The sequence below is a fragment of the Streptomyces sp. NPDC035033 genome (assembly GCF_040636735.1).
GTDB lineage: Bacteria > Actinomycetota > Actinomycetes > Streptomycetales > Streptomycetaceae > Streptomyces.
Window position 1 is genome coordinate 12,488 of the sequence record NZ_JBEZUZ010000028.1, and the last position, 15,501, is coordinate 27,988.

Annotated in this window: 14 protein-coding genes and 2 pseudogenes; 7 read left to right on the forward strand and 9 right to left on the reverse strand. The window is 72.4% G+C overall.

Features of this window, described 5'->3' with window-relative positions:
* Window positions 1-18 precede the first annotated feature (18 nt).
* From AB0E83_RS14395 to AB0E83_RS14405, 3 genes are all read right to left on the reverse strand, one after another.
* Window positions 19-636 (reverse strand): hypothetical protein, encoded by a 618-nt coding sequence (locus AB0E83_RS14395; protein WP_362110139.1) that lies wholly within the window; start codon window positions 634-636, stop codon window positions 19-21.
* Between the two features lie 17 nt (window positions 637-653).
* Window positions 654-1,076 (reverse strand): hypothetical protein, encoded by a 423-nt coding sequence (locus AB0E83_RS14400; RefSeq protein WP_362110141.1) that lies wholly within the window; start codon window positions 1,074-1,076, stop codon window positions 654-656.
* Between the two features lie 85 nt (window positions 1,077-1,161).
* Window positions 1,162-2,361, reverse strand: a complete 1,200-nt coding sequence (locus AB0E83_RS14405; RefSeq protein WP_362110143.1) for a helix-turn-helix domain-containing protein — start codon at window positions 2,359-2,361, stop codon at window positions 1,162-1,164.
* 210 nt (window positions 2,362-2,571) lie between these two features.
* Here AB0E83_RS14405 and AB0E83_RS14410 point away from each other — a divergent pair, with 210 nt between their 5' ends.
* The 7 genes and pseudogenes from AB0E83_RS14410 to AB0E83_RS14440 all read left to right on the forward strand — a co-directional run bounded on the left by AB0E83_RS14410 (window position 2,572) and on the right by AB0E83_RS14440 (window position 8,977).
* A complete protein-coding gene (locus tag AB0E83_RS14410) occupies window positions 2,572-3,435 on the forward strand; it encodes an ABC transporter ATP-binding protein (RefSeq protein WP_362110145.1) in 864 nt (287 codons plus the stop codon).
* Window positions 3,432-4,277, forward strand: a complete 846-nt coding sequence (locus tag AB0E83_RS14415) for an ABC transporter ATP-binding protein (RefSeq protein ID WP_362110147.1) — start codon at window positions 3,432-3,434, stop codon at window positions 4,275-4,277. The genes AB0E83_RS14410 and AB0E83_RS14415 overlap by 4 nt, the downstream gene beginning before the upstream one ends.
* Window positions 4,274-5,164, forward strand: a complete 891-nt coding sequence (locus AB0E83_RS14420) for a branched-chain amino acid ABC transporter permease (protein WP_362110149.1) — start codon at window positions 4,274-4,276, stop codon at window positions 5,162-5,164. Before AB0E83_RS14415 ends, AB0E83_RS14420 begins: the two co-directional genes overlap by 4 nt.
* Window positions 5,157-6,224 carry a branched-chain amino acid ABC transporter permease gene (locus AB0E83_RS14425; RefSeq protein WP_362110151.1) on the forward strand — a complete coding sequence of 356 codons (1,068 nt, stop codon included), beginning with the start codon at window positions 5,157-5,159 and terminating at the stop codon, window positions 6,222-6,224. The genes AB0E83_RS14420 and AB0E83_RS14425 overlap by 8 nt, the downstream gene beginning before the upstream one ends.
* On the forward strand, window positions 6,221-7,489 hold the full coding sequence (locus AB0E83_RS14430) for an ABC transporter substrate-binding protein (protein ID WP_362110153.1): 1,269 nt from the start codon (window positions 6,221-6,223) through the stop codon (window positions 7,487-7,489). The genes AB0E83_RS14425 and AB0E83_RS14430 overlap by 4 nt, the downstream gene beginning before the upstream one ends.
* Before the next feature lie 501 nt (window positions 7,490-7,990).
* A pseudogene (locus tag AB0E83_RS14435) lies at window positions 7,991-8,401 on the forward strand (GNAT family N-acetyltransferase); the annotation flags it as partial.
* Window positions 8,402-8,500: 99 nt separating this feature from the next.
* The gene (locus AB0E83_RS14440; RefSeq protein WP_362110242.1) at window positions 8,501-8,977 is read left to right on the forward strand and encodes a GNAT family N-acetyltransferase; all 477 of its coding nucleotides are present in this window, start codon (window positions 8,501-8,503) and stop codon (window positions 8,975-8,977) included.
* A gap of 67 nt (window positions 8,978-9,044) precedes the next feature.
* On the opposite strand, the gene pssA is transcribed toward AB0E83_RS14440, so the two are convergent.
* The 6 genes and pseudogenes from pssA to AB0E83_RS14470 all read right to left on the reverse strand — a co-directional run.
* On the reverse strand, window positions 9,045-9,920 hold the full coding sequence (gene pssA, locus AB0E83_RS14445; protein ID WP_362110245.1) for a CDP-diacylglycerol--serine O-phosphatidyltransferase: 876 nt from the start codon (window positions 9,918-9,920) through the stop codon (window positions 9,045-9,047).
* Window positions 9,913-10,569: a phosphatidylserine decarboxylase gene (locus tag AB0E83_RS14450; RefSeq protein ID WP_362110155.1), complete on the reverse strand. Its 657-nt coding sequence runs from the start codon at window positions 10,567-10,569 to the stop codon at window positions 9,913-9,915. Before AB0E83_RS14450 ends, pssA begins: the two co-directional genes overlap by 8 nt.
* A gap of 169 nt (window positions 10,570-10,738) precedes the next feature.
* A complete protein-coding gene (locus AB0E83_RS14455) occupies window positions 10,739-11,944 on the reverse strand; it encodes an acyl-CoA dehydrogenase family protein (protein WP_362110157.1) in 1,206 nt (401 codons plus the stop codon).
* Between the two features lie 2 nt (window positions 11,945-11,946).
* Window positions 11,947-12,471, reverse strand: coding sequence for a MaoC family dehydratase (locus AB0E83_RS14460; RefSeq protein WP_116158043.1), 525 nt, complete (start codon window positions 12,469-12,471; stop codon window positions 11,947-11,949).
* Between the two features lie 4 nt (window positions 12,472-12,475).
* Window positions 12,476-13,441: a CoA ester lyase gene (locus AB0E83_RS14465; protein ID WP_351845217.1), complete on the reverse strand. Its 966-nt coding sequence runs from the start codon at window positions 13,439-13,441 to the stop codon at window positions 12,476-12,478.
* Window positions 13,438-15,492: pseudogene (locus AB0E83_RS14470) on the reverse strand (protein meaA); the annotation flags it as partial. The gene AB0E83_RS14465 and the pseudogene AB0E83_RS14470, both read right to left, overlap by 4 nt.
* Window positions 15,493-15,501 lie beyond the last annotated feature (9 nt).

Genomic DNA, 15,501 nt, shown 5'->3' on the forward strand with positions numbered 1-15,501 from the left:
GCCCGGCCCTCGCGGAGCCTAGGGCCGCTCGATCTCACGCTCGGGCCGCCCGGTCTCCGGATCGAGCCGTACGGTGATCACTTCGCCCTCGCCGAGGACGAACCGCAGCGCGTCCGGGCCGTCCCAGGCGACCTCGGCCAGCCCGTGGTCCGCCGAGTCGCCGTTGAAGAAGGCGACGGGATAGTGCCGGGCGCCGGGCCCCGACCCGTCGAGCACCGTCACCCGCCAGAGGGGGTCGATCACGGCCAGGCCCTCCTCGACCTGTACGGAGCGGTCCACGCCGTCCGGAGCGTCCAGCCGCTGGGTCACCTCCCAGCCGCCGCTGAAGAAGTCGAACAGTGTCAACCGGAACAACAGCAGCGCGAAGGCGACGGCCCCGAACAAGGAGGCCGCCGCCACCCGCAGCGCGAAGCGGTCGGTCACCAGCCAGCCGCCCACGCCCAGCAGCACGGCGGCCGCGCACCACCACCCCCAGCGGTACTCGAACGCGTCGACCAGGAGCAGCAGCCGGGTCTTCTCGCCGAGCCTGTGGCCCACCCCTTGGACCACGGCGATCAGCAGCCCGCCCAGGATCAGTGCCGCCCCGGCAACCGGCCGCCGCCGCATGGTCGTACGCGTGTTCGTCGTCCTCGTCACGGTGGCATCCTGCCAGGTCACCGGGGTGCGCGTACGTAGTCGCCGTAGCGAGTGCCGTCGGCGTCCGCCCAGTTGCCCGCGGCGACGGTCGCCCGTTCGCCGGAGCCGTCGACGTAGACATAGAGGCCGCAGCTGTCGGCAGCGGGCTCCTCGAAGCTCATGAAGAGCGCCCGAGGCTCATCGGCGTCGCCGAACTTCCATGTGAGGCCGGCCGGCTGGGCCACCGATTCCATCAGCCACGCGCACGACGCGGACAAGGACGCCCCCGTCAGGGACGCGGTGCCGTCTCCGCGGACGGTGAGGCGCCCTCCACCGCCTGCCTCGGTCCAGACGCCCTCGACGTCGGCGACGTCCAGACTTCGCCGATCCGCGGGGACGATCAGCAGGTCGGCGGCGATCCACGCCAACACGCCGACGGCCACCGCCAGCGCCGTCGTCACCCGCAGGATCGTCCGGGTGCGTCTGGGCAGGGGAGGCCGGCGCGGGCGAGGAGGCGCGGAAGGGGAAGGCTCGGACGTCATCCGCTCACCCTGACGCGGTCAGCCGGAACGCGTCCAGGGCCAGCGTCATCTCCGTGAGGTCCCGCGGGCGGGACAAGGACCGGGACGTCAGCTGTTCCAGGCGGCGGAGGCGGTTGAAGACCGTGTTGCGGTGGCAGTAGAGGCGGCCCGCCGCGCGGCCCGCGGAGCCCTCGCAGTCGAGCCAGGCGTCCAGGGTCTCCAGGAGGACCGCCCGGTCGGCCGGGTCCAGTTCGAGGAGGCCGCCGAGGACGTCGGTGACGAGGAGCTCGGCCAGGTCGGGACGGCCGACGAGCAGCGCGCCGGCCATCCGGCGGTCCAGCCGGACCACCTGGCGGCTGCCGGGCGGGCAGGTGCGCAGGGCCAGTTCGGCGAGGTGGCGGGCCCGGCCCAGCTCGATGAGGCCCGTGACGACCGGGCTGATGCCGCCCGGCCCCGGGCACCGCTCGTCCAGCAGCTCCGCCAGCGCGTCGAGGCCCGCGTCACCGGCCAGCGCCACCACCCCGATCTCGCAGTCCGCCCGCATCCGCCACAGGAACCGCATCCCCGCGCCGCGCACCCGCCGGTGGAAGGGCTCGCGCTCCTCCCGGCGGTCCGGACGCAGGACGACGACCGCGTACCGGCCCTGCTCCGGCAGGTCCAGGCCCGCCGCCGCCCGCGCCACCATCTCCGGCGACCGCTCGCCCTGGAGCAGCGCGTCGAGCAGCGCCTGGAGCTGCTCGTCGGTGCGGCGCCGCAGCTCCGCCTCGGTCGCCCGGTACGCCTCCGAGGCGCGGTCCGCCTGCGCGTCCACCGCCGACCACACCGTCGTCGCCGACTGCATCAGCGCAGCGAGCTGCACCGCGTCGGGGCCCGCGCCCTCGATCAGCGCCTCCCACACCAGGTGCCCGGCGTGCCGGTACGCGTGCACCACCAGCTCCAGCGGCATGCCCTGCTCGGCGCGCCGCCGGCCCAGCAGCTCCGCGTGCTCCAGGTCCCGCCGGGGCGAGTTCCGGGGCGCCGAGATCATCTCGATGCCGATCCGCATCGCCTCCCGCGCCTCCTGCCAGTGCTGGTCGTACGGCACGATCCGCCCGTAGGCGGGCTCGTACGCGTGCAGCTCCGCCAGGTGCTCGTCCACCAGCTCCGGCACCCGCTCCAGAAGCGCCGTGCACGCCCGCGCGAGCACCTTCCAGTCGTCACCGGTCCGTCGTCTGCGCCGTCCCATGCCGGGAGCATCCACCCGCCCCGCCCCCGACGGCAACGCCCTGACGCGCGGTGTTGTGCGCGTGCACAGCCCTCCGGCGGCCCCGCTGGTCACCGGCAGCGTTTCGGCCGCCGGACGTGGACGGGCGGTCCGGCGCGGTGCTGGGGTGAGCGCCACCGAACGGCCGAGTAGCACGCACGAGTAACAACGGCGGCCGGGGAAAGGGGAGTCATGGGAGGTACCGCACCCGCCCTGACGGTGACGGACCTGACGGCGGGATACGGACCGGTGCACGCGCTCAGGCGCGTGTCCCTGACCGTGCCCGCGGGCGCCGTCGTCACCGTCCTCGGCGGCAACGGCGCCGGCAAGTCCACACTGCTGCGGGCGGTCTCGCGCACCCTGCGGTTCCACGGCGGGGCCGTGGTCTCCGGCACGGTCGCCGCGGCCGGCCGGCCGCTCGACGGGCTGCCGCCCGACCGGGTCGTGGCCGCCGGCGTCTGCCAGGTGCCCGAGGGCCGGCAGGTCTTCGCCCGCATGACGGTCGAGGACAACCTGCGGGCCGGCGGACTCGCCCGGCGCGGCGACCGGGCCGCGAAGGCCGCCGCCCTGCGCCGCGTCCACGACCTCTTCCCCGTCCTCGCCGAGCGCTCCCGGCAGCCCGCCGGGCTGCTCTCCGGCGGCGAACAGCAGATGCTCGCCGTCGGCCGGGCCCTGATGGCCGCCCCGGAGCTGCTGCTCCTCGACGAGCCCTCGCTGGGCCTCGCCCCGCTGATGGCGGCCCGCATCGCGGACGCGGTCCGGGAGATCAACGCCCAGGGCACGGCCGTGCTGCTCGTCGAGCAGAACGCGGCGCTCGCCCTGAAGCTCGCCTCCCACGCGTACGTCCTGGAGGTCGGCGAGGTCACCCTCTCCGGCCCGGCGGCCGAACTCGCGGCCTCGGACGAGGTCCGCCGCCGCTACCTGGGTGTCGTCGACGCCGACGCGGCGGAGGACGCCGCCCGCGCCCGGACCGCCCACCCCGTCCTGTCCCGCTGGGACGCCGAGGCCGACCGGGCCCCCGCCCGCGGCCCGCGCCGCAAGGAGACCCCCCGATGAGCGAGCGCACCCCGGACGAGCCGATCGTCCCCGCCCCACGCCCGTCCGCCGGGCCGGCCGTACGCGACGACGTCCCCGCCCTCACCGTCACCGGACTCACCGTCCGGTTCGCCGGGCTCACCGCCCTCGACGGCGTCGACTTCACCGTCCGGCCCGGGACCGTGCACGCCCTCATCGGGCCCAACGGCGCCGGGAAGTCCACCTGCTTCAACGTGCTCTCCGGGGTGTACCGGGCCACCTCCGGCTCCGTACGGCTCGGCGCCCACGAGCTGACCGAGCTGCCCCCGCACCGGATCGCCGGCCTCGGCGTCGGCCGGATCTTCCAGAACCTGGCCCTGCCGCCGCGCGCCACCGTCGAGGACAGCCTGATGCTCGGCCGCCACCGGCTCACCCGCACCGGCTTCCTCGCCGCCGGGCTCCGGCTGCCGTCCGCCGCCCGCGAGGAGGCCCGGCACCGGGCCCGCGTCCGGGAGATCGCCGGCTTCGTCGGCCTCGGCGACCAGCTCGCGAAACCCGCGGGCTCGCTCCCGTACGGACAGCAGAAGCTCGCCGAACTGGCCCGCGCCCTCTGCATGGAGCCCACCCTGCTCCTCCTCGACGAGCCGGTCGCCGGCATGACCGCCGACGAACGCCGCCGCACCGCCGCCGTCATCGCCGGCGTCCGCGACGGCCTCGGCATCTCCGTGCTCCTCGTCGAGCACGACATGGGCCTGGTCATGCGGCTCGCCGACTCCGTCACCGTCCTCGAATTCGGCCGCCGGATCGCCGACGGCAGCCCCGCCGACGTACAGAACGACCCGGCGGTCGTCCGCGCCTACCTCGGAGAGGAGACCGCCGCGTGAGCACCTTCGCCGAGTTCCTCATCAACGGGCTCTCGCTGGGCTCCGTCTACGCCCTCATCGCCCTCGGCTTCGTCGTCATCTTCCGGGCCACCGAGGTCGTCAACTTCGCCCACGCCTCGCTGCTCCTGGCCGGCGGCTACCTCGTCGCCGTCCTCCACGAACCGCTCGGCTTCTGGCCCGCGCTGGCCGTCGGCACCGCGGGCGCGGCCGTCGTCGGCGCCGCCGTCGAGTTCCTCGTGATGCGCCGCCACCGGGGCGGCGACCACAGCGTCCTCGCCATCGTCACCATCGGCGTCGACATCCTCCTCGCCACCGAGCTGACCCGCCGCATCGGCACCGACATCCTCGCCCTCGGCGACCCGTGGGGCGACGCCGTCGTCACCCTCGGACCGGTGACGATCGCCGAGACCCGGATCGCCGCCCTGCTCGCCGCCGCCCTCCTCATCACCGCCTTCCTCCTCGCCTTCCGGTACACCTCCTGGGGCGTCGCCATGCGGGCCGCCGCCGAGAGCCAGGAGACCGCCGCCCTGATGGGCGTCCGGCTCGGCCGGGTCTCGCTCGGCGCCTGGGCGGTCGCCGGCGCGCTGGCCGCCGTCGCCGCGCTCTTCCTCACCGTCTTCCCCACCCCCGGCCTGGAGAAGAGCACCTCGCTCGCCGCCCTCAAGGCCTTCCCGGCCGCGATCCTCGGCGGCCTCGACTCCACCACCGGCGCGCTCGCCGGCGGGCTGATCGTCGGCGTCGTCGAGTCCCTCGCCACCGGCTACCAGTCCGACCTGGCCTTCCTCGGCCGCGGGATCGGCGACCTCGCCCCGTACCTGGTGATGGTCGCGGTGCTGCTGATCCGTCCGGCCGGCCTCTTCGGCACGAAGGAGCTCGCCCGTGTCTGAGCGCCGCAGGATCCCCCCGAGGGCGTACGCCTGGGCCGCCGCCGCCCTGCTGCTCCTCGCCCTCCCCTTCTACCTGGAGCGGTTCTGGCTCCAGGCCGGGCTGTTCGCCATGGCCGCCGCCCTCGGCGCGATCGGCATCAACCTGCTCACCGGCGCCACCGGCCAGCTCTCCATGGGCCACGCCTTCTTCCTCGCCGTCGGCGCCTACGGCTACTGCGCGCTGGCTGGCGACGGCACCGACGGGCTCTCCGGCCTCGGCCTGCCCGGCTGGCTCGCCGCCGTCCTCGCCGTCGGCCTGGCGGGCCTCGCCGGCGGGGTGTTCAGCCCCATCGCGGGCCGGCTGCACGGCGCGTACCTCGGCATCGCCACCCTCGCGCTGATCTTCATCGGCCAGCACGTCCTCTTCAACGCCCACGACCTCACCGGCGGCTACAACGGCCGTGCCGTCCCGCCGCTGAACCTCTTCGGCCTCACCTTCGACGACACCGAACTCCTCGTCGCCCAGGTGCCGTTCGGCGCCGTCGAGAAGCTCTGGTACCTGGGGCTCGCCCTGCTCCTCGGCGGGGTGCTGTTCGCCCGCGGGGTGCTCCGGGGCCGCCCCGGGCGCGCCATGAACGCCATCCGCGACCACCGGATCGCCGCCGGCGTCCTGGGCATCCCGGTCGCCCGCCACCGCGCCGCCGTCTTCGTCCTCTCCTCCATGTACGCGGGCCTCGCCGGCGTCCTGCTCGCCCTGGTCTTCCAGCGGACCGTGCCGGAGTACTTCGGCATGGCGCTCTCCCTGGAGTACCTGGCGATGATCGTCATCGGCGGGCTCGGCTCCGTCGCCGGAGCGGTCGCGGGCGGGGTCTTCGTCGCCCTGCTGCCGCAGCTCCTGAACCGGTACGCCGAGGCCCTGCCGCTGGTCTCCGCCCCCGGCACCGGCGGCATCGCCCCCGGCGAGGCCGCCCGCTACCTCTACGGCGCCGCCGTCGTCGGCGTCGTCCTCTTCCTGCCCGGCGGCCTCGCGAGGCTCGTCGCGCGCACCCCGATCCACCGACCCTCAGGGGAGACACGATGAAGCACAGACGACAGGCGGCCGTGCGGGGCCTCGCCGCGGCGCTCGCGACGCTGGTCGCGCTCACCGCCGCCGGATGCAGCTCCAAGGCGAAGTCCGGCGACGGCAAGGAGACCGGGGCGGGCGGGATCAAGACCGGCGAGGGCGTCACCGACACCACCATCGCGCTCGGCGCGCTCACCGACATGACCGGCGTCTACGCCACCCTCGGCAAGAGCGTCACCCAGGCCCAGCAGCTGTGGGTGAAGCAGACCAACGCCGCCGGCGGCATCTGCGGCCGGAAGCTGGAGCTCACCGTCCGCGACCACGGCTACGACCCGCAGAAGGCGCTCGCCGCCTACACCGAACTGGAGCCGAAGGTCATCGGCTTCCCCCAGTTCATCGGCTCCCCGTTCGTCGCCGCCGTCAAGCAGCGCGTCGACGGCCAGGACAAGGGCCTGGTGATCCCCCAGGCCTGGTCGGCCTCGCTCCTCGGCTCCCCGTACATCCGCGTCCTCGGCTCCACCTACGACGTCGAGACGATCAACGCGGTCGACTTCCTCGTCACCGAGAAGGGCCTCAAGAAGGGCGACAAGGTCGGGCACGTCTACTTCGAGGGCGACTACGGCGAGAACGCGCTCAAGGGCGCGAAGCACGCCGCGGGCAAGGCCGGACTGGAGATCGTCGAGCAGAAGATCAAGCCCACCGACAACGACATGTCGGCGCAGGTCGCGGCGCTCAAGCAGGCCGGGGTGAAGGCCGTCCTCGTCAGTGCCGGCCCCCGCCAGGCCGCCTCCCTGGTCGGCGTCGCCGCCGCGACGGGCCTGCGCGTCCCCGTCGTCGGCAACAACTCGGCCTTCGCGCCGCAGCTCCTCGGCACCCAGGCCGGACCCGCCCTGGAGAAGATGTACTGGTTCGCCTCCCCGAGCCTCCCCATCGGCGCCGACGCCCCCGCCGCGAAGAAGCTCGCCGCGGACTACGCGGCCGCCCACCCCGACGACGGCCTCGACAACGGCGTCGTCGCCGGCTGGACCGCCGCGGCGGCCTTCGGCGAGATCCTGAAGAAGGCGTGCGAGCACGAGGACCTCAGCCGGGAGGGCGTCGCCAAGGCCCTGCTCATCCTCAGCGCCCACGACCCCGGCTTCGGCATGACCCACGACTTCAGCGACCCGAAGTCGCCCTCCTCGCGCCAGTCCGTCATCCTCCAGCCCGACAAGAAGGCGCCCGGCGGCATGCGGACGGTCCGCGAGCCCTTCGCCTCCGAGGCGGCGCAGAGCTACACCCCCTGAGCCGGCCGGACCGAGCCGAGCCGGACGGGCCGAGCCGGACGGACGGACCGAGCCGAGCCGGACGGGCCGGGCCGGATAGATCACTCCGGACGGACCGATTCGGACGGCTCGCTCCGGACGGACCGATTCGGACGGACCGATCCGGACGGCTCGCTCCGGGCGGACCGGGCCGCCCGGATCGATCCGAGCAGTCCGATCCGGGCCGACCGCCACGGAAAGAGGACGCCCGCCGTCCTCTTTCCGTGGCAGCGTGACGCCATGACCGTCCTCACCGCCCGCGCCCTGGGCCGCGCCGCCCTCGCCCGCCAGTTCCTCCTCGACCGCGCCGACACCCCGGTCCGCGACGCCGTCGCCCACCTGTGCGGGATGCAGGCGCAGGAACCGCAGGAGCCGTTCACCGGCCTCTGGTCGCCGGCTGCGGGACTTCCGCCCGGAGGCCCTGAACCCCCGCCCCGGAGCGGATGTCACCTGGCGGAAACCTCCTGGTGTGATGCTCGGGGCATGAACGTGATCATCGAGGAGAACGCCGCCCACCCCCGGCTGCCCGCCCTGCTCGCCGCCTACCACCTCGCCACCGAGACCGAGAAGGGCGCCGCGGTGACCACGCCCGCCGACCTGCCGCCCGCCCGCCGCGCCGAGGCCGAGGACCCCGTGGCGGCCTTCGCCGCCGACACGGTGCTGCTCGCCGCCGCGCCGGAGACGGGGGAGGCCGTCGGCTGCCTCGTCCTGAAGGCCGGGGCGGTGCCCGAGGTCAAGCGGGCGTGGGTCGAGCCGGAGGCCCGCGGCCGGGGGCTCGCCGGGGCGCTGATGGGCGAGGCGCTGCGCCGGGCCGCCGCGGCCGGCGCCGAGCGCGTCCGGCTCACCGTCTGGGAGTGGCGCGAGGGCCCCCTCGCGCTCTACCGCAAGCTCGGCTTCGAGCCCGCCCCGTCCTGGGACGACCGCCCCGGCCTGCTCTGCCTGGAGAAGCGGCTCGCGCCCGGCGACCGCGTCGAGCTCCTCGCCCCCGACGCCGTGCGGGAGCACGCCGGGGGCCTCGGCGCGCTCCTGGCGGACGCCGTGGACGGCGGGGCCTCCGTGGGCTTCCTGGCGCCCCTGGAGCCCGCCGAGGCGGCCGCCTGGTGGGCGGGGGCCGCGGGCACCAGGGACGTGTGGGCGGCCTTCGGGCCGGACGGCGCCGTCACCGGGGCCGTCACCCTCGTCCGCACCGCCACCGCCAACGGCCGCCACCGCGGCGAGATCGCCCGGCTCCTCGTCCACCGCTCCGCCCGCGGCCGGGGCCTCGGCCGCCGCCTGCTGGCCGCCGCCGAGGCCCACGCGGCCGCCACCGGGCTCACCCTCCTCGTCCTGGACACCCAGACCGACAGCCCCGCCGAGCGCCTCTACCGGGGCGCCGGCTGGACGGCGGCCGGCACCGTCCCCGACTACGCCGCCGACCCGGCCGGGGTCCTGCGGCCCACGACCCTCTACTACAAGCTCCTCGCGGCGTGACGGCATGACGAAGGGCCCGGAAGCGCGGTGCTTCCGGGCCCTTCACCCGTTCCGTACGGCCGGCGGGTCAGCGCAGCTGCGCCGCCTCCGCCTGCCGGGCCTCCCGGCTCTCGCGGCGGTTGCCGCGGAAGGTGTTCACCCGGCGGGCCGTCGCGAAGAGGGGGATCACGGCGCCCAGCACGACCTGGAGGGCACAGCCGGTCTGGAGGAGGAACTGTCCGCCGGGGGCGTCGAACGCCCAGGCGGCCAGCATGGCCATCGCTCCGACGATCCAGCTGAGCATGGCCGCGGCGAGGACGCCCCGCGGCTTGGGGTACTCGACCCGGCTCACCATCAGCCACGCGGTGCCGATGATCGCGAGCAGCGTCGGGATGAACGGCAGCTCAAGGAGGATGATCGAGACCACCGTGAGCGCGCCGAAGGGGCTCGGCATGCCCTGGAACATGCCGTCCTTCATCGTCACGCAGGAGAACCGCGCGAGCCGCAGCACCACGGCGAGCAGCACCACGATCGCGGCGACCGCCGAGACCTTCTGCTGCGCGTCGTCCGCGACCATGCCGTAGACGAGCACGAAGTACGCCGGGGCCAGACCGAAGCTGATCAGGTCCGACAGGTTGTCGAGCTCGGCGCCCATCGGCGAGCTGCGGAGCTTGCGCGCCACGATGCCGTCGAAGAGGTCGAAGATCGCCGCGCACAGCATCAGTATCACGGCGGTGGCGGCGCTGTTGCGCGCCATGCCCGTCTCCGTGCTGCCGGTGAGGTGCGGGATGAGGATGCCCGTGGTGGTGAAGTACACCGCCATGAAGCCACACGTGGCGTTGCCGAGCGTGAGGGCGTCCGCTATGGACAGCCTCAGCGACAGCGGCATCTCCTCCGCCTCGTCGGCCGCCTCCGCCTCGGCGTCGGCGACCCAGTCGGCGGCTCGTGTGTCGGGATCAATCACGGTCAATGCGAGTCACCCCCGCGGTCGTGGTCTGTCCGACCTCGACGGCGACCTCGACACCCTCCGGAAGGTAGATGTCGACCCGCGAGCCGAAACGGATCAGGCCGATCCGGTCACCCTGCTCGACCTTCGTCCCCTGCGGGACGTACGGCACGATGCGCCGTGCCACGGCACCCGCGATCTGGACCATCTCGATGTCACCGAGCTCGGTGTCGAAGTGCCAGACGACGCGCTCGTTGTTCTCGGACTCCTTGTTGAACGCCGGGACGAACCCGCCCGGGACGTGCTCGACCGAGGTCACCGTGCCGGCCAGCGGCGCGCGGTTGACGTGCACGTTGAGCGGGCTCATGAAGATGGCGACCCGGGTGCGCCCGTCCTTCCACGGCATGATGCTCTGCACCACGCCGTCGGCGGGGGAGATGACCCGGCCCTGAGCGATCTCGCGCTCGGGGTCGCGGAAGAACCACAGCATGCCGGCCGCGAGCGCGGTGGTCGGCACGGCGATGGCCCGGGCGCGCTTCGAGGAGCGGGAGCGCGCGAGGCTCAGCGCCGCCGTGGCGACGGTGGGCAGAAGCCACGGCGATGCTCCGCGTGCGATGCGTGCGCCCTTGAGGCTGTCGCGGTGTGCAGAGTTTGGGCTGTGGGGCATGGATGACCTTCGTAGCGGATGATGCCGCACTGGCAACGGGGGACGGCGGCTTTCCGGCGATGCTATCGGTTGCGGGGCGCAACTGGGCAAGCCAGGAACCGAGTCGACGGCCGGAAGACGAACACGGGGTGTGATCTTCTTCGCGGCCGAATCGACTCAAACCGGACAATCATCCCTGGAAGCGGTACTCCTCCAGGAGTCGGCGGCCAATGATCATTTTCTGGATCTCGGCGGTACCTTCACCGATGAGCAGCATCGGCGCCTCGCGGTAGAGGCGCTCGATCTCGTACTCCTTCGAGAACCCGTAGCCGCCGTGGATGCGGAAGGCGTCCTCCACGACCTCCTTGCAGTATTCGGAGGCGAGGTACTTCGCCATCCCTGCTTCGAGGTCGTTTCGTTCCCCGGAGTCCTTTTTGCGCGCTGCGTTCACCATCATGGCATGGGCGGCCTCGACCTTGGTAGCCATCTCGGCCAGCTTGAACTGGATGGCCTGGTGCTGGGCGATCGGCTTGCCGAAGGTCTGGCGCTGCTGGGCGTACTGGACGCCGAGCTCGAAGGCACGCTGAGCGACGCCGCAACCACGGGCCGCCACGTTCACGCGGCCGACCTCGACGCCGTCCATCATCTGGTAAAAACCTCGCCCGGTGACCCCGCCGAGGACCCTGTCGGCCGGAACGCGCAGGCCGTCCATGATGAGCTCGGTCGTGTCGACGCCCTTGTAGCCCATCTTGTCGATCTTGCCGGGGATGGTGAGGCCGGGACGGACCTCGCCGAAGCCGGGCTCCTTCTCCACGAGGAAGGTCGTCATCGACTTGTGGGGCGCGGTGCCCTCCGGGTGTCCTTCGTCACTTCGGACGAGAACGGCGACCAGCGTTGACGTACCGCCATTGGTCAGCCACATCTTCTGGCCGTTCAGGACGTACTCGTCGCCGTCCTTCACCGCCTTCGACGTGATGGCCGACACGTCCGAGCCGAGGCCCGGCTCCGACATCGAGAAGGCGCCGCGCACCTCGCCGGCCGCCATCCGCGGCAGGAAGTGCTCCTTCTGCTCCTTCGTGCCGTGCTGCTTCAGCATGTACGCGACGATGAAGTGGGTGTTGATGATGCCGGAGACCGACATCCAGCCGCGGGCGATCTCCTCCACGCACAGCGCGTAGGTGAGCAGCGACTCACCCAGGCCCCCGTACTCCTCGGGGATCATCAGACCGAAGACGCCGAGCTCCTTGAGCCCGTCCACGATCTGCTGGGGGTACTCGTCGCGGTGCTCCAGCTCGGTCGCGACCGGGATGATCTCCTTGTCGACGAAGTCCCGCACGGTGGCGAGGATCTCCTGCTGGACATCGGTCAGACCGTGGGTCTGGGCGAGTCGCGCCATGACTACTTCTCCGACTTCTTGGAAGGCTCGATGAGCTCGGGGCGGCCCGGCTGCTCGCCGCCGCGCGCGTCGATGTACTCGGCGGTCGGGACCATCACCTTGCGGCGGAAGACGCAGACGAGGGTGCCGTCCTGCTTGTAGCCCTTGGTCTCGACGTACACGATCCCGCGGTCCGTCTTGGACTTCGACGGGGTCTTGTCGAGGACCGTGGTCTCGCCGTAGATGGTGTCGCCGTGGAAGGTCGGCGCCACGTGCCGCAGCGACTCGATCTCCAGGTTGGCGATGGCCTTGCCGGAGACGTCCGGCACGGACATGCCGAGCAGCAGCGAGTAGATGTAGTTGCCGACCACCACGTTCCGCTTGAAGTCGGTCGTGTTCTCCGCGTAGTTCACGTCCATGTGCAGCGGGTGGTGGTTCATGGTGAGCAGACAGAAGAGGTGGTCGTCGTACTCGGTGACCGTCTTCCCCGGCCAGTGCTTGTAGACGGCACCGACCTCGAACTCCTCATAGGTACGTCCGAACTGCATGGCCCTACGCCTCCGGGATCTCGAACTTGCTGGTGCGCTGCATGCCGGCGGCGCGGCCCTTGCCGGAGATGACCAGGGCCATCTTGCGGGACGCCTCGTCGATCATCTCGTCGCCGAGCATCGCGGAGCCCTTCTTCCCGCCGGCCTCGGAGGTGTAGTAGTCGTACGCGTCGAGGATCAGCTCGGCGTGGTCGTAGTCCTCCTGCGAGGGCGAGAAGATCTCGTTCGCGGCGGCGACCTGGTCCGGGTGGAGCACCCACTTGCCGTCGAAGCCGAGGGCGGCGGCGCGCTGCGCGACCGCGCGGTACCCCTCCTGGTTGCGGATCTGGAGGTAGGGGCCGTCGATCGCCTGGAGGTTGTTGGCGCGGGCCGCCATCAGGATGCTCATCAGGATGTGGTGGTACGCGTCCGCCGGGTAGCCGGGCGGCTGCTCGCCGACGACCAGCGACTTCATGTTGATGGAGGCCATGAAGTCGGCCGGGCCGAAGATGATCGTCTCCACGCGCTGGGAGGCCTGCGCGATGGCGTTGACGTTGGTCAGGCCCTGGGCGTTCTCGATCTGCGCCTCGATGCCGATCTTGCCGACCTCGAAGCCCATCGTCTTCTCGATCTGGGTGAGCAGCAGGTCGAGCGCGACGATCTGCTGGGCGTCCTGGACCTTCGGCAGCATGATGCAGTCGAGGTTCTGGCCGGCGCCCTCGACGACGGTGACGACGTCGCGGTACGTCCAGTGGGTCGTCCAGTCGTTGACGCGGACCACGCGGGTCTTGCCGGTCCAGTCGCCCTCGTTCAGGAACTTCACGATGGTGTGGCGGGCCTCCGGCTTGGCCAGCGGGGCGCAGGCGTCCTCCAGGTCGAGGAAGACCTGGTCGGCGGCGAGGCCCTGGGCCTTCTCCAGGAAGCGCGGGTTGGAGCCGGGCACCGCGAGGCAGGAGCGGCGGGGGCGCAGCCGGTTCACGGGGCTGGTCATGCGGGGACCTCCAGGGGGTCGAGCTTGTTCGCTTTCCGGATCTCGTCGACGATACGGCCGATGATCTCGGTGATGCCGAAGTCCTTCGGGGTGAAGACGGCGGCGACGCCCGCGCGGCGCAGTTCCTCGCCGTCGGCGTTCGGGATGATCCCGCCGACCACGACCGGGATGTCGGTCGCGCCGGCCTGCTTCAGCCGGTCCAGGACGTCCGGGACGAGCTGGGCGTGGGAGCCGGAGAGGATCGACAGGCCGACGGCGTGCACGTCCTCCTCCAGGGCGGCGTCCACGATCTGCTCCGGGGTGAGCCGGATGCCCTGGTAGACCACCTCGAACCCGGCGTCGCGGGCCCGGACGGCGATCTGCTCGGCGCCGTTGGAGTGCCCGTCCAGGCCCGGCTTGCCGACCAGGAAGCGGAGCTTGCCGATGCCCAGGTCCTCGGCGGTGCGGTCGACCTTGCGGCGGACCTCGGCCAGCGGGGAGCCGGACTCGGCCGGCACGGCGACCGGGGCGGAGGAGACGCCGGTGGGGGCCCGGTACTCGCCGAAGACCTCGCGCAGCGCCCCGGCCCACTCGCCGGTGGTGACGCCGGCGCGGGCGCACTCCAGGGTGGCCTCCATGAGGTTCTCGGTGCCGCGCGCGGCCTCCTTGAGCTGCTCCAGGGCCTGCTGGGTGGTGGGGAAGACGAACGGGTCGCCGTTGCCCTGCCGGTCCGTGGACTCCTGCCGCTCGGCGCGCCAGCGGGCGACGGCGGCGACGACGCGGGCCTCGACGGCCGGGTCGACGGTCTGGATCGCGGTGTCGAGGTCGGCAGTGAGGGGGTTCGGCTCGGTCGTCTCGAAGACGTTGACGCCGACGATCTTGTCCTCGCCGGACTCGATGCGGGCGCGCCGCTCGGCGTGCGAGGAGACGAGCTGGGCCTTGAGGTAGCCGGACTCGACGGCGGCCATCGCGCCGCCCATCTCCTGGATCCGGTCGATCTCGGCCAGGCACTCGGTGACGAGGGCGTCGACCTTGGCCTCGATCACGTGGGAGCCGGCGAAGATGTCGTCGTACTCCAGCAGGTCGGACTCGTGGGCGAGGACCTGCTGGATGCGGAGCGACCACTGCTGGTCCCACGGCCGGGGCAGGCCCAGGGCCTCGTTCCAGGCCGGGAGCTGGACGGCGCGGGCGCGGGCGTCCTTGGAGAGGGTGACGGCCAGCATCTCCAGGACGATCCGCTGGACGTTGTTCTCCGGCTGGGCCTCGGTGAGGCCGAGCGAGTTGACCTGGACGCCGTAGCGGAAGCGCCGCTGCTTGGCGTCCTCGATCCCGTACCGCTCGCGGGTGATGGTGTCCCAGATGCGGCCGAAGGCGCGCATCTTGCACATCTCCTCGATGAAGCGGACGCCCGCGTTCACGAAGAAGGAGATGCGGGCGACGACCTCGCCGAACCGCTCCTCGGGCACCTGGCCCGAGGCGCGGACGGAGTCGAGGACCGCGATGGCGGTGGACATCGCGTACGAGATCTCCTGGACCGGAGTGGCCCCCGCCTCCTGCAGGTGGTAGCTGCAGATGTTGATCGGGTTCCACTTCGGGATGTTGTTGACCGTGTACGCGATCATGTCGGTCGTGAGGCGGAGCGAGGGGCCGGGCGGGAAGACGTGCGTCCCGCGCGACAGGTACTCCTTCACGATGTCGTTCTGGGTGGTGCCCTGGAGCTTGGTGATGTCCGCACCCTGCTCCTCGGCGGCCACCTGGTAGAGCGCCAGGAGCCACATCGCCGTGGCGTTGATGGTCATCGAGGTGTTCATCTGCTCCAGGGGGATGTCCTGGAACAGCCGGCGCATGTCACCGAGGTGCGAGACCGGGACGCCGACCCGGCCGACCTCGCCGCGGGCGAGGACGTGGTCGGGGTCGTAGCCCGTCTGGGTCGGCAGGTCGAAGGCGACCGACAGACCGGTCTGCCCCTTGGCGAGGTTGCGCCGGTACAGCTCGTTGGACGCCTCGGCGGTCGAGTGACCGGCGTAGGTCCGCATGAGCCACGGCCGGTCCTTCTGGCGCTCAGTCATGTGCGGTCCCCG